This window comes from Streptomyces sp. NPDC088124 (assembly GCF_040685895.1).
In the GTDB taxonomy this organism is placed as follows: Bacteria; Actinomycetota; Actinomycetes; order Streptomycetales; family Streptomycetaceae; genus Streptomyces.
Map to the genome: position 1 here is coordinate 1 of NZ_JBFBJB010000059.1, position 13,902 is coordinate 13,902.

10 protein-coding genes and 2 CRISPR repeat arrays are annotated in these 13,902 nt (G+C 68.6%); all 10 genes read right to left on the reverse strand.

All coding sequences use genetic code 11. The features are described from left to right. Nucleotides 1-145 precede the first annotated feature (145 nt). A CRISPR array of direct repeats spans nt 146-1,869; the repeat unit is 29 nt; unit sequence GTTGCGAACCCTCCTGGGCTGATGAGGAC. Nucleotides 1,870-1,972: 103 nt separating this feature from the next. Continuing rightward, a complete protein-coding gene (gene cas2 / locus AB0P17_RS34700; RefSeq protein WP_365817420.1) occupies nt 1,973-2,230 on the reverse strand; it encodes a CRISPR-associated endonuclease Cas2 in 258 nt (85 codons plus the stop codon). 12 nt (nt 2,231-2,242) lie between these two features. After that, entirely contained in the window at nt 2,243-3,223 is a 981-nt protein-coding gene (gene cas1b / locus AB0P17_RS34705; RefSeq protein ID WP_365817422.1) for a type I-B CRISPR-associated endonuclease Cas1b, read from the reverse strand. Then, nucleotides 3,223-3,753: a CRISPR-associated protein Cas4 gene (locus AB0P17_RS34710; protein ID WP_365817424.1), complete on the reverse strand. Its 531-nt coding sequence runs from the start codon at nt 3,751-3,753 to the stop codon at nt 3,223-3,225. Before AB0P17_RS34710 ends, cas1b begins: the two co-directional genes overlap by 1 nt. Further along, a complete protein-coding gene (cas3, locus tag AB0P17_RS34715; protein ID WP_365817426.1) occupies nt 3,750-6,200 on the reverse strand; it encodes a CRISPR-associated helicase Cas3' in 2,451 nt (816 codons plus the stop codon). The genes AB0P17_RS34710 and cas3 overlap by 4 nt, the downstream gene beginning before the upstream one ends. Further along, the gene (locus AB0P17_RS34720; protein WP_365817428.1) at nt 6,182-6,877 is read right to left on the reverse strand and encodes a CRISPR-associated protein Cas5; all 696 of its coding nucleotides are present in this window, start codon (nt 6,875-6,877) and stop codon (nt 6,182-6,184) included. The genes cas3 and AB0P17_RS34720 overlap by 19 nt, the downstream gene beginning before the upstream one ends. Then, nucleotides 6,874-7,932: a type I-B CRISPR-associated protein Cas7/Cst2/DevR gene (gene cas7i / locus AB0P17_RS34725; RefSeq protein WP_365817430.1), complete on the reverse strand. Its 1,059-nt coding sequence runs from the start codon at nt 7,930-7,932 to the stop codon at nt 6,874-6,876. The genes AB0P17_RS34720 and cas7i overlap by 4 nt, the downstream gene beginning before the upstream one ends. Next, entirely contained in the window at nt 7,932-9,398 is a 1,467-nt protein-coding gene (locus tag AB0P17_RS34730; protein ID WP_365817432.1) for a hypothetical protein, read from the reverse strand. Before AB0P17_RS34730 ends, cas7i begins: the two co-directional genes overlap by 1 nt. After that, nucleotides 9,395-10,045 (reverse strand): CRISPR-associated endoribonuclease Cas6, encoded by a 651-nt coding sequence (gene cas6 / locus AB0P17_RS34735; RefSeq protein ID WP_365817494.1) that lies wholly within the window; start codon nt 10,043-10,045, stop codon nt 9,395-9,397. The genes AB0P17_RS34730 and cas6 overlap by 4 nt, the downstream gene beginning before the upstream one ends. Nucleotides 10,046-10,440: 395 nt before the next feature. Beyond that, nucleotides 10,441-12,497: direct repeats of the CRISPR family, unit length 29 nt; unit sequence GTCGTCATCACCCCTGGAGGGGTCGCAAC. A gap of 600 nt (nt 12,498-13,097) precedes the next feature. After that, the gene (locus tag AB0P17_RS34740; RefSeq protein WP_365817434.1) at nt 13,098-13,283 is read right to left on the reverse strand and encodes a hypothetical protein; all 186 of its coding nucleotides are present in this window, start codon (nt 13,281-13,283) and stop codon (nt 13,098-13,100) included. Between the two features lie 209 nt (nt 13,284-13,492). Then, on the reverse strand, nt 13,493-13,870 hold the full coding sequence (locus AB0P17_RS34745; protein WP_365817436.1) for a hypothetical protein: 378 nt from the start codon (nt 13,868-13,870) through the stop codon (nt 13,493-13,495). Nucleotides 13,871-13,902: the final 32 nt, after the last annotated feature.

Sequence of the window (13,902 nt, forward strand, 5' to 3'; positions counted from 1 at the left end):
AGACGCCACCAGGCAACAGCCCGACGCAGCCACTACCGACGACGGTCCACCGACGAACCCGCTGGATAGATCACGAAACCGCACTGGAGTACTAGGCTGATGAGGACGCGGGTGCCGGCCGACCCCGTCGTAGGTCCCCGCCCAAGTTGCGAACCCTCCTGGGCTGATGAGGACCCCCGGCGCCGAAGCCAGCGCCCACGCTGGCATCGCTGTTGCGAACCCACCTGGGCTCATGAGGACACGGGATGCTCCTCATCCTCGCGGCCGGCGGGCTCCTGTTGCGAACCCTCCTGGGCTGATGAGGACGGGGGATCGCAGGTGGTTGGTGGTATCCGCCGTAGGGTTGCGAACCCTCCTGGACTGATGAGGACGTTCCTCGCGCTCCGTGAGGTCTTCGACTGGGAGCGGTTGCGAACCCTCCTGGGCTGATGAGGACGCCTCGCGGCGGGCGGCGTTCGCCTCGCGCTGGAGTTGTTGCGAACCCTCCTGGGCTGATGAGGACCGGGCAGGAGGCCATCCCGACCCCTGGTGCCGGGCGCACGTTGCGAACCCTCCTGGGCTGATGAGGACGATCGACGGCCGCCCCTTCCCCTGGATCGTCCAGGCGTTGCGAACCCTCCTGGGCTGATGAGGACCCGCCCCGTGAACCAGCCCCTGCACCCCCGGCTCAGGTTGCGAACCCTCCTTGGCTGATGAGGACCGGTACCCGTTCGGGTTCCGCCGCTGGAGCACGTGGTTGCGAACCCTCCTGGGCTGATGAGGACGTAGTACCGGCGGCGGCACTGGGGGCAGGTGGACCTGTTGCGAACCCTCCTGGGCTGATGAGGACCTACGCCGTGGTGTGCAGCTCCTGCGGCCCGGTCGGGTTGCGAACCCTCCTGGGCTGATGAGGACGCGCTGATTCCTGTTCATGGGTACGGCATTGCGGTGGGTTGCGAACCCTCCTGGGCTGATGAGGACCTTCGGCATCGACGTACGCCTTGCCGTACGGCTCGTGTTGCGAACCCTCCTGGGCTGATGAGGACCCCAACCACCTTCCAGGTGAACGGGGCGGCGATACGGTTGCGAACCCTCCTGGGCTGATGAGGACCGGGTTACAGGGCGTCGTACGGCTGCGTGGTCGAGTTGCGAACCCTCCTGGGCTGATGAGGACAGCGGCGTGACGGTGAAGACCGAGAAGAGGATGACGCGTTGCGAACCCTCCTGGGCTGATGAGGACTGTCGTAGTGGCGGCCGACCTCGGCCCACGCCTTGTGTTGCGAACCCTCCTGGGCTAATGAGGACGGTGCACCCGCCCGTCGGGCCGCACCGAGGCGACACGTTGCGAACCCTCCTGGGCTGATGAGGACGCCCGCACCGCGGTTCCCAAAGCCGCCGTTCGTCCCGTTGCGAACCCTCCTGGGCTGATGAGGACAGACGGCGACCTCGCCCTGCGCCGCGCGCTCGCCCTGGTCGTTGCGAACCCTCCTGGGCTGATGAGGACGGCCGGATGGAACGCGGCGGCCGAGGGCGGGGACATGTTGCGAACCCTCCTGGGCTGATGAGGACCGGATCGCCGTGCTGATCGGCCTGTCCGACTACCGGTTGCGAACCCTCCTGGGCTGATGAGGACGCGCTGACTTCGCGGCATCGCAGGCGGCCGGCTACGTGTTGCGAACCCTCCTGGGCTGATGAGGACCGCGCCCCGCTCCGGCGCCACCTGGGACGAAGTCCGGTTGCGAACCCTCCTGGGCTGATGAGGACTGGAGAACGGGCGTCAGCCCAGAGTCGTCTCCCGGTTGCGAACCCTCCTGGGCTGATGAGGACTCGGGCCGCCCGGACAGATAGGCGTCGATCGCGTGTTGCGAACCCTCCTGGGCTGATGAGGACCTCCCCCGACGGTAAAGCCGCAGGTCAGTGCCCCTCCCGTACGACGCTTCCGTGGTGTTTCTGCAGCAGTCCGCCGGTAGTGCATCGGTGCAGGTCAAAGCGGTCAGAGGATGTCTCCGGGGCCACCCAGGTCAATGCCGAGGGTGGTGGATTCGATCATGTCGGGGGATCGGGCGGCGTACGTGACGATGCTGTCGTAGTCCGGGTCGATCGTGGTCTTCAAGGCAGCCATCAGTGCGCGGTACTGCGCTGTGGTGAGTTCGCCCTGGAAGACGCTGCGCTGCGTCCAGTGGAGGTATTTGCGGCAGGTCTTGAGGACCTTGGGGTTGCGTTCGACAGCGGTGTCATAGACGAGGATCACGAAGATGGCCGCTCACCACCATGGCCGGAAGGGCTTGTACGGCTTGTCTTCCAGGCACATGCGGACGATTTTCAGGGCTTCCAGGTGGATGAGTTCCTCGTAGCTGACTTTGCGTTTGAGAGTGCGGTGGTGAACCGTCGTCGCCAGCTCCTCCTTGACGAGGGCGGCGACCTTCTTACGGCCGTCCCTGCTGAGGGAGGCGCGGGCGACGTCGGTTTCGAAGTCGGAGGGCTTCAGCTTCTTCTGGGCCGCGGCTCGTTTGAGGAGACGCTCGGCGAAGAGCGGCTTGAAGGGTTCGGCCAGGTCCAGGGCGAGGGTGTTGCGGCGGCGGTCTGTGTCCGCGTGGAGGAAGCCGATCGCCGGGTGCAGGGGTGTGGTGCGCAGGGCGGTGAGGACGCGGGCGTAGACGAGGGTGTTGAGGTAGCTGACGAAGGCGTTGCCTGCGTTGGTCGGCGGGCGGCGGGTGCGGCCGTTGAGGCGGAGCCAGGCCGGTAACTGGGTGTCGAGGACGGCCCAGGCGGTCCGGCGGAAGTTGCCTTCCTGGCCCATGATCGCGTCGCTGTCACCGCAGTCGGGCAGTGCGGTGCGCAGTGACTGGAGGGCTGGATCGAGAAGGTCGGTGTCCAGGGCCCACTTCAGGTTTTCCGCCGTGGCGAGCACGAGGGCGCGGCCGGTTGCAGCTCGGTGCTCCGCGTCCGCGGTGATTTCTACCTGTCGGCGTACGACGGCGGCCGACGACATGGACTCCGAGGGGCTGAAGTGTCCGGCGTGGTTGCCGTAGTGGTCCAGGACGTGGAGTGCGACGCCGTTGCGGCTTAGGAGCGAGAGCGCCGAGGTGTTGATGTCGACATGGTCGAAGGTGACCAGGTCGCGGATGTCGGTGATGGGGATACGGACCGGGTTGCCGTCGGCGCGCTCGATGCGGACGCTGTTGTCCTCGCGGCGGATGCGGCAGGGTTCGGTCAGCCAGTAGGTACGGCCGACGGCGGGCATCAGTCTCCCCAGCAGTAGTCGAGGTAGGAGCAGCCGCGGCAGTTGGCGCGGGTGAGGCGCGCAGGTGGTCGGGCCGCTGCGATGGTGGCGCGGGCCTGGGCCTCGGACGCTTCGGCTTCGGCGCGGGCCTCGCTGTCCCAGGGGACGTCGGTGGTGCGGCGGATCAGGGGGTAGTGGATGGTGCCGCCGCGTACGGCTACGCCCCGGCGTTCGAGCAGGAGGCAGTAGTGGCGTACCTGTGCGGCGTGGGCGGGTGAAGGCGCGCGCGAGGACTTGGTCTCGTGGACGACGGCCCCGGTGGTGACCCAGTCGATCTTCGCTTCGCCGAGGTCGATGTCGCGGCGGCGGGTGAAGGTCGTGTCGTCGACGACCTCACCGAAGGCGACGAGGTCGCTGCGCTGCTCGGGCCGGTAGCCGCGGGTGTAGAGCCAGAGCTGACGGGGACAGTGGTGAAGGTATTTGATGTGGACGCCGCCGAGTTGCCCGTCCTCGTCTTCCGGCCCGTTTCCGGAACCTGCGGAGGGGTTCACAGGATGGTGTCCGGTTCCGTCGGCGGCTTCAGCCCGATGGTCCCGTCGTAGGTGCCGTCGATCACGCGGACTCCCAGATTCCGTTCGTACTGTGCGTTGTACGTCTTGAGCTGGCCGTACCGGAGAGGGATGAGGAGGCCGGCCGCGCGCAGTGCATGGCCTTCCGGGCCCGTGGTGAGGTCGCGGTATTCGTCCACGTCCTCGCGGAGCAGCACCTCGACGCTGTCGAACTGTTCACTCAGCTTGTCGGCGAACTCGGAGCGGTCGCGGAACGGGTCGGTGAAGGTGAGGAAGGTGGCCGCGAAGTCGTCCCGGGCCCGGCGGGCCCCCGCCTCCCACGCCCTGCCCCACTGGGTGTCGTACGCGAGGTGGAGAAGCCGTTCGATGTCCTCTTCGCCGAGGGTTTCGTTGCCGTCCGCGACGAGCGTGCTCAGGGCCTTCCAGGAGGCGTCGACTGCGGCGTCGTCGTACGGTCGGCCGGCTTCCGTACGGTGCACTCGGAACTCGACGGGCCCTTGAGGGTGGCGCCCTCGGCGGTTGACGCGGCCCGCACGCTGGGCCACGGCTTCGACGGGGGCGTTCTCCACTGCCCCGCGGTCGAAGTCCAGTTGCAGCGAGACTTCGACCGTCTGCGTGGCGACGGTGAGTCCGCCACGGCGCGACCGGCTGCCCGCGTCGCGTTCGGGGTGGCGTCGCAGCAGGTTCTTCTCGATCGTGTCGCGGTCGCGGTTCCTGAAGCGGGAGTGCAGCAGCAGGGCGGCGTGGGGGTCTTCGGGCAGGAGGGCGCGGGCGTCGTCGGCCAGTTCCTCGTACAGGGCCTGCGCGGTGGCCACCGTATTGACCACCGCGAGGACGCTGTGGCCCTCGTCGAGCCAGTTACGCAGCCGTTCGACGCTCTCCGGGTCGGTGAGGGAGTTCTCGTCCAGGACGAGGCGGTGACGGACCGGGCTGGTGCCTTGGGGTGCGCGGTGGCAGGTGACCGGACGGGTGAGGCTCTCCTGGATGAGGGTGGTCATCGGCGGGGCCAGCGTGGCGGAGAGGACGGCGACGCGGCTGCCGAGCCGCTCCCACAGGCCCATCGCGGCACAGAGGCGACCGAAGGTCTCCGGTTCGTAGGCGTGCAGTTCGTCCAGGACGAAGACCGAATTGGTCTGTTCCAGTAGTACGGAAGAGTAGACCGGACCGGCGATGGCGCCTCGGAGCAGTTGATGCGGGGTGGCGACGCGCAGGCGCTGGGTGAACAGGCGCATGGCGCCGGCGCGGGCCCGTGCCTGGCGGGCCATCGCGGCGGTCGGTCCGGCGCCTCGGGTCGTGTCGGCGTCGGCATCGGTATCCGCATCGGTGCATTCGGACTCCGCTGCCTCGCCGAGAAGCGTGTGGGCGACCGTGCCGTGGAGGAGGCCGATGTCCGCAGTGTCCTCGCCGGAGGCTGGATGCGGGTTCAGGTCACTCTGGAGCCTTCGGCGTGCGGCGTTGAGGGAGGCACGGTAGGGCAGGGTCCACACGACGCGGGGCAGGCCGGGCATCGTGCGCAACTGCTCCCCCGCCCAGGACAGTCCGGCCTCAGTCTTGCCACTGCCGGTGGGTGCGATGAGCACAAGGTGCCCCTCGGTCTCGGCGGCCCGCCGCTGGTGCGGGTAGGGCGGGTAGGGGAGCCGGTGGAAGTAATCGGCGGGCAGTGGCATGTGGGTCTGGAGGCGCTCGTGTGCCGAACCGGCGTGGTCGGCGAGGGTGAGTGCGCCCTGGGCGAGGACGGCGAGCAGTCCTCGATCGGCTGCGACCGGCTGCCGCCAGGCGTCGAGCAGTTCGTCGAGAAAAAGCCGCGCGCGATCGGCCACCGTGGGCCCGCCACTGGGCAGGGAGGGCGGGTCCGTCTGCAGGGCGCCGGAGAACCATGCGAGGAGTTCACGGTGGAGCCCTCGGGTGACCTGGATCTGAGGGTCACAGTTCGGGCGTGGGGTGAGGGTGAAGGCTTCGTCCCACCGCGTACGGAAGTTGTACTGCTGAGAAAGGCTCGGCTTGCCGCCGGCCGCGCCGGAGGTCGACGCGTGCAGAGCCCGGTGGTGGGTCGCGACGAGCGTGGCGATCATCAGCCGGTCCTCGTCCGTCCAGCCGGTGGCCGATGCCAGTAGGTCTACGTAGGCCAGCGAGAGCACTTCATGGCGCTGCCCCCAGAAGGTGCCGCCCGGCAGCAGTTGCTGCTGGAAGCCTTCGGCGACCTTGCCCGCGTCGTGGAGCAGAGCCGCTGCCCGTACGCGGGTCCAGAACGCGGGTTCCGTCGCGAGCACCCCGGCGGTGGCGACGCGTTGTTGGATCTGCGCCACCGTGTCGTGGACGATGCGTGAGTGCGTGGTCAGTCGTTCGGGGTCGTGCTTCGGCGTGGACTTCGCGCGGACATCGGTGAGAGCGCGCGGCGCGGGCTTCCGGTTCAGGGAGCGAGCAGCCATACCGCCTGCCCCGCGTCGTCCTCGTACGCGTCGCGCACCGGGCGCGCCCCGGTGGGGGTGTCGCACCAGAGGTAGTCGGACCACGTGGTGGAGAGCCGGTCGGTGGACACGCTCGCCGCCAGGCGGTGCACCATCGCCTGGGGCACGTCATGTCCGCCCGTCGGCGCCAGCGCGTGATCGACGGTGGCCGTGGTCGCCGGACGGAGAGTGGTACGCAGCAGTTCCAGCGGGTGGACCAGGTCCTGGGACCGTCCCAGACGCAGCGGCCAGCGGGGGCGGCGGAGTGCCCGCGCGATACGGTCGCCGTCGGTGCCGGGCAGCCACACCGTAAGACGTACATGCGCGAGGAAGGGACGGTCGCGGATCGTCATACCTCCCTTGACGGCGCGCACGCGGCCGGAGACCGCCGGGTTGGAGCCGTCGGTGGAGATGGGATGGTACGTCTCGGCGTCCACCCCGCCGCCTTCGGCACGGGCGGCCATGCCGAAGGCCAGGGGTTCGCTCCGCTCCCCGGTGGCCGCGGCCAGCAGGCCACGTACCGTCGAGGGCGGGGGCAACGGTAGACAGCGGCTGAGCCCGGGGAAGAGCGGATCACGGAACGAGGCGACAGGCGCCCAGAAGTCCGCCCGCCACGCTGTACGGAGCGCCGTTCGGGATGCGTCCGGCACGGAGATCACCGGCCGGGGTCGTCGAACCAGCCGTCCAGTCGGCCGTCCCGCAGTTCGGCCGCCAGATCGCGCAGGATCGTTCGGGGGTGGTCGATGACGATGGTCCCGTCCTCGATCTCCTGGGCGCACTCCTTCTCGAAGTCCTCCCGCAGGAGGTCGCGGAAGCCGGGCCGCCAGCCGATCCGGACCGGGGGCTCCCACTCCCCCTCCCACGCCTTCAGCTCCTCGCGCAGTACCTCGCCGCGCACCCGCAGGCCGGTGCCTTCCTCGCCGTCCACGCAGTGGGCCAGCGGGTTGATGCCTCCCTTGAAGGGAACCATCACCAGCAGGGCGGGGACGCGGTCCCCGTAATGGAGGGCCTGCTTGGCGCCACCGCTCAGGTGGGCGAGGGCCTCCAGGAGGAGCGCGGCGCGGTTGCGGCGCTCCTCGATCGGCAACCGTACGGCCGGCTGATCCCGGAAGACGACCGAGGAGGCGCCGGCCTGCGCGGCTTCCGCCACCTGCATCGCCTCCTCCTGGTTGAGGTAGTTGGGTCGGCCGGCGCCCGCGGCATCGGGGAGGGTGAAGGTGCCGATCCTCGGCAGATCCAGGAGGAACGGGGCGGCCAGATCGGCGGTGTAGAACTCGTGTCCGTGCAGGACCGGCTCGGACACGCCGCGCGACATGACGCCGAAGTCCTCGGTCGGGTAAGCGGGTTCGACCGACATCAGGGTGCCCAGCATGAACGGGCTGTCCCGCAGGGTGGTGGCCGCGCCGTCCTTCTTCGCGCCAGCCTTCATGTACCCGAACAGATCGTCGTCGGCGTAACGCACCGGATTGGCCTCGGTGTTGCCCTTCTGCGCCTTGTTCTGCGCCTTGCCGACCCGGCTCACCGGCGAGGGAACCGAACCGAGTTCGACCATCCCGTCGCGGGTCCAGCGCCGTACGGCCTGAGCGGAGACGTACGGGTAGTGCCTGCCGCGGATCCGGGCGTACTTGACTCTGGCCTTGGTCTCCTCTCCCTTACCGTTGTTGGGCGCGCCCGCCTCGACGGCCAGCACCATTTTCCCTGCCAGGTAGGCCATTACGCCGCTCCCCTGTCGTCGTCATCGTCCACGCAGTCGTCGTCCCGCACGGCCTCACCGTCGCCCTGGCCGAGCATCGGCCGCGCCAGCAGCCTTTCGGTACGGTCTTCGTCATCCGGGTCAATCGGCCGTTCGTTCACGGCCACACCCCGCTCTTGAAGGAGCTGAAGCACGGTGGCGGACAGCAGCATGCGCTGCTCCCAGGAGCGAGGGCGCTGCTGGATCAGTGGCCGCCAGTCCTCGGGCCCGGCCGACACCGCACGACCGTCGAGGGTCAGGCGGAAATGCGCCTGCATCAGCAGGGCACCCAGCTTGTAGTCGCTCAGCGCGACGTTCCGGTACTCCGCGAGGCGCCCGCGGGGCGCACCACTGCCGTACTCGATCCAGTCGGCGATCACCGTCGCCACCGGCTTCAGGTCCGGGTTCATGCCCAGAATCTCCTCGGCGTAGATGAAGGCGAGCTGCGTCAGGGCCGCTCGGTTCCGCAGGCTCCAGGACTTCTCCGGCTCGTCCAGAAGCTGGTGGAGCTGTGACAGCAACGACCGGCTACGGCCGTCCTCGGCCTCGAACAGCAGCCGGGCCGCCTCGGCGGGCCCGCTTGCGACCACTTGCCCGTTCTTGTCCCGGCGGGTGAGGGCCAGCTCCAGCAAGCGCCATGCGCGGCGGAGCTCGGCGTTGCCCTCCACCGTCGCCAGGAAGAGGGGCACGGCCCGGCGGGTACGTGTGACCCGCAACCACGGCTCCTGGTTGTCGTTCTTGAAACTCCAGAGCGTGGCGGCTGCCGGCAGATCCGGGCCCAGGGCCTTCAGCGCTCGCAGGACCACCACCTCGGGCCGGGCGCCTGCCGCGAGCCCGTCGAAGCCGAGCTGCATAATGCGCCTGGCACGGAGCACATTGCGCGCCGAGAACTCACGCTCGGCCGCCTCCTGCTCGCAGGAGAGCACGGTCGCCGACCCGGCGGTGACCCATGCTCCGTACGGCAAGGCCCAGGCGGCGATTCGGCAGCCGCGGCAGATCGGCCAGCCCGCGACGCCTGGCGGCAACGTGTTGAGGGCCTTGTTGGTGTCGTACATCGGCAGATTCTTCTTCGTCCACACCGCGGTGGCGGGCACTCCGCAGAAGGTGCACGGCCACGTCGGGGACCCCGGGCCGTCGGGGACGAACAGCGCGACGATCTCCGGCAGCAGGACGGCGCGATCGCGGGGTCGCTTGCTGTGGGTCGCCTTGGAGTTGGGGAAGAGCGCGAAGAGGACCTTCCACCAGTCGTACGCCGTCGAGTTCTTCGGCGCCAGCGCGGCGGCCATCACATCCTCGACCAGGCGAGCTGCCACCGCGTCGAGGTCTGCCTCCGTGACCTCCTGCGGGTTCGCCCGATCGGCGAGCACCGCAACCGCCCAGGCCCCCGCACGCTGAATCGGGTGACTCGTCGCGGACAACCCGGGCGGATTGATGGCGGGCGCGGTCACCGGATCCACCCGAATCCCTGCACCGTGTCCAGCCCGAGGCCCCAGGACCGTAACGCGTCCACGAACCGGGCGTCGGCCTCCAGGCCCACCCGCACCTGCGCTCCGATACGCGGCGCCCCCCGCACCGTGAACCGCCGACGCGGTCCGGCCTCCAGCACGCGTAAGCCGCTCGGCGCCGGAAGTCCCAGGATGTCCGCCTTGTGCGCGAGATTGTGCTGAAGCCGCGCGAGGTAATGGTCGTCTCCCGGGAGGAGATATCGGCTCTCGTGCTTGACCACGACCGGAGTCGCAGACTCCAACTCCACCGGACCGTCCGCCACCGGCGCCCCGACATCGACGGTGAAGCCCCGCACCCGCAACCGCGCGGGCCCCCACACGATCTCGGTACGGGAAGCGAGCGCCGCCACCAGAACCGCCGCGATCTCCGGGACCGGCGACCCCAGCCAGACCGATCCTTCGGGCGAGGTCGTGTACACGCCTCGTTTCCTCGGGGCGCCTTTGAACTGAGGCGCAGTCAAGCCCAACGGCTTGAGCGGCTGCCCTTTCCATCCCTCATCGTGCAACGACTTGGCGAGAGCGGCGTCCTGGCTCCCGAGCAACTCGTACATCACGGCGCGCGCCGGCCCGTGCACATGCTCCCAGCCCATGCTCGGAACATCGGCGTCGATGTCCACCCTGACCCGCACCACACCCCCAAGAACACTGCAAAGCAACGGCGTTACGCCACCGCTGCCGGTCGACAGGCGGCGACAAGAGGAAGGTAGCGGACCAGGAGGATGGAAGTGCCACTATTCCATAAATACCTCAAAGCATTACCATCTATGCTATAGGGGACTCTCTCGTGGGTGCAGTGAACGCCCCGTGTAACTCGGTCACTCAAAGCCGTAAGCTAGCGGTGACCACTGACAGCCACCCCGAGGCACCTCGGATGCCGGTGTTCTACGACGCTCTGACCTGCGCTGATGCATTACCGCCGGATCGCTGCAAAATGAGCCGCGCGATGCCGGACGGGGACGCTGGTGACCAGCGGCTTTACCGTCGGGTCGTCATCACCCCTGGAGGGGTCGCAACGCGTCACACGGGCCCGGCTGCCACCCCCCGGCACCGGTCGTCATCACCCCTGGAGGGGTCGCAACCACAGGCGATGCCAGCCGGGCCCGGTCGGGTCTTCGCGTCGTCATCACCCCTGGAGGGGTCGCAACTTGCGTACCCGCTGGTCGTCTTCGGTGGGCTTGAGTCGTCATCACCCCTGGAGGGGTCGCAACTGGATCTCGCGGCCTGGTCGGTGCTCGTACGGCTCGTGTCGTCATCACCCCTGGAGGGGTCGCAACGTGGAGAGCAGAAGCCGGTCGTCGGCGGACCACGAGTCGTCATCACCCCTGGAGGGGTCGCAACGCGATCTCCATCAGCTCACTGGAGTCCGCGCCATCCGTCGTCATCACCCCTGGAGGGGTCGCAACCGCACAACCCGGACCTGGCCGCCGAACTCGAAACCCGTCGTCATCACCCCTGGAGGGGTCGCAACCTGGCGGCCACGCCGTCTTCACCCGCGACGAGTTCAAGTCGTCATCACCCCTGGAGGGGTCGCAACGTGGCGAAGGAGGCGATGGACTCCAAGGTCATGCCGAGTCGTCATCACCCCTGGAGGGGTCGCAACCTGGAATGCGGCGCCCGCCAGGTGCGCACCGCAAGGGTCGTCATCACCCCTGGAGGGGTCGCAACTGCGCGTCGGCGACCTTGCCCCAGAACTGGTTCTCGGTCGTCATCACCCCTGGAGGGGTCGCAACGGGGGGAGCCCGATTTCGCGTAGTGCCTGGTGCACGGGTCGTCATCACCCCTGGAGGGGTCGCAACGTGCTGCTGCTGACGGTGGCGGTGTCCGCCGTGGCCGGTCGTCATCACCCCTGGAGGGGTCGCAACCGCCACGGCCGGTTGCTGTCCGGCTGCGGGCCCCGGGTCGTCATCACCCCTGGAGGGGTCGCAACCACGTTGGGTGAGCGCGCTGGTCAGGTGCTCGCGGAGTCGTCATCACCCCTGGAGGGGTCGCAACCCTGGTTCGAGGAGGCGGCCAAGCTCCTGCGCGAGTCGTCATCACCCCTGGAGGGGTCGCAACACGAACTTCCGCCACCGTTTCTGCTGGTGCCGCGCGTCGTCATCACCCCTGGAGGGGTCGCAACCCGCGCTTGCCGGACTGTGGGCAGCCGCGTTCACCCTGTCGTCATCACCCCTGGAGGGGTCGCAACGATAGGAGCGGCGCGTGGTCCTGGTCCTGTGGGTAGCAGGTCGTCATCACCCCTGGAGGGGTCGCAACGTGAGGCCGTGCCACAGGGTGTAGGTGCCGGCGGCGGTCGTCATCACCCCTGGAGGGGTCGCAACGTGCTGACGCGCTGGTCGCCCCTCGGCTTGAAGTCCCGTCGTCATCACCCCTGGAGGGGTCGCAACCCGTACCTCAAGGCGCCGAAGCCGCCGACATGCTCACGTCGTCATCACCCCTGGAGGGGTCGCAACGGGCCCAGGAGGTCGCCCAGTTGGTGAGGACGTGCGTCGTCATCACCCCTGGAGGGGTCGCAACTTGGTGGCGAGGCGCTGGAGCTGCGCGAGGAGACTCGTCGTCATCACCCCTGGAGGGGTCGCAACATCGTGAAATCTGGGAGGGACTCCACGCCAGCGGCGGCCAGTCGTCATCACCCCTGGAGGGGTCGCAACATCAGCTCCAGGTGCCCGGTCCGGCCACGACCCGAGCAGTCGTCATCACCCCTGGAGGGGTCGCAACACGTGCCCGCCGAATGGCACACCCAGGTATACGAACGTCGTCATCACCCCTGGAGGGGTCGCAACGCCAGGTTGTCGGCCAGGTTGTGGAAGGTCCACAAAGTCGTCATCACCCCTGGAGGGGTCGCAACCGGACGGTGATGTCCCGGCAGTGGATGAAGCAGGCGGTCGTCATCACCCCTGGAGGGGTCGCAACAGCACGTCCTGCCGCACATGCCGGTCACCGTGCACCGGTCGTCATCACCCCTGGAGGGGTCGCAACACATACGCCTGGCCGAATTCCTGGGCTTTCGTCGTCGATCACCATCCCCCGTGGAGGGAGCGCAATGTTTGGCAGATCACTCGCGTACTGCTCCGGTGCCGTCGCCCCGCCCCGCAATGGGCCCGCAGGGCACATCCAGGGCACATGAGCCTGGGAAACGGCGTTGACCGGTGAGAACTGGCGAGATCAGTTTCCCCAGGTCAACACACGTTTCACCGAGAAGCACCAGGCCAGCCCCCTACCGCCCCCACTCGCTGCACGAGTGGCAGGACTTCTCGGTACGCCTGCACGAGGCTGGGCACCAGCCGTACTGCCTGGTGTGGCCCTGACGCAGGGTCTCGCGGCGTCGGGCGGGGCTCTTTCGGGCTCCGCACTGGTGTTCCTGCGCCGGAGCGAGCCGCCGGGCGGCCAGGGCCCATTGAGGGCCTATCAGCTCCCCGCGGGCGCCGATAGGCCCTGGGCGTCTCGGCCATCGTCCGGCTCGGCTTCCGTGAGGGCGACGTCGATCGGCTTACGGGTGCGGGTCCCGCTTGACGGCAGCAGGTGCCTGTACGTCCGGAGCGTGAAGCCCGGGTCCGAGTGACCGAGGTGCTCGGAGAGCGCCTTGATGCTCTCCCCCCGCGTCCAGGGGCACAGAAGCGGATGCGCCGCGATCGCGGAGAGGGATCACGCCGGAACGCTCTTCCCGTCACCCATGTTGAAGGCGCCGCGGTTGCGGGCCCGCTCCTTCTCGTCGACGAAGAGAAGGCGAAAGGTCCTCGGCTCGCTGTCCGGCTTGGCCCAGAGCAGGGTGATCTCGACCGGCGGGAACCCTTCATGTGGGCCTTGAGGCTGCGGCCAGTTGGGCAGCAAGGGCGATGCCCTCCATCGTCGACACTTCGAGGCCACTGTCCTGGAGGGTGCGGATCCACCCCTGGATGACTGGAGGCTGGTTGAGGGCCCGCAGCTCACGTCGGCCGAGTTGCTCGACAATGTGGTTGCGGACCGTTGCCTCGCAACGGAGGGCAGTCGTCGGACCGACACGGGGCCCGGGTCGGGGGATCGACCCGGGCCCCGTGGGTCTACGAGCCGGAGTCGCCGAAGCGGTGGAGCCACACCTCGACGCCCTGCTGACGGGCGAAGTCTGCGACGCCCTCGACCGCGGCCGTCAACGCGGCCGTGAGCCTCCTCTGCTCAGGCCAACGCCGTTCCCTGTCAGGCGCGGCCTGCACAGCCTGCCAAGCCTCCTTGTACGCCTCTTCCAGCGGACCGACCTTCTCGTCGTACTCGATGATCCCGTCCAGCGCGAGGGCCGGTCGGCGGCTCCGTGCGGCGGCCATGTCCAGCTGAGCGGTGACCGAGATCAGATCACCCACGAGCTTCGCGTGGATCACACCGATCTTTGGGCTCAGCAGGATCTCGGCCAGCACCGCGTTCCAGTGCTCTTCTCCGTCCAGCATCAGTTCCCGACCTCCCTTGCCATGCGGGCGAG

Coding starts and splice junctions, on each gene's coding strand:
- cas1b (WP_365817422.1), bottom strand. CDS start 3,223: ATGCCCGCCGTCGGCCGTACCTACTGGCTGACCGAACCCTGCCGCATC.
- cas3 (WP_365817426.1), bottom strand. CDS start 6,200: ATGGCTGCTCGCTCCCTGAACCGGAAGCCCGCGCCGCGCGCTCTCACC.
- cas7i (WP_365817430.1), bottom strand. CDS start 7,932: ATGGCCTACCTGGCAGGGAAAATGGTGCTGGCCGTCGAGGCGGGCGCG.
- cas6 (WP_365817494.1), bottom strand. CDS start 10,045: ATGGGCTGGGAGCATGTGCACGGGCCGGCGCGCGCCGTGATGTACGAG.
- AB0P17_RS34745 (WP_365817436.1), bottom strand. CDS start 13,870: ATGCTGGACGGAGAAGAGCACTGGAACGCGGTGCTGGCCGAGATCCTG.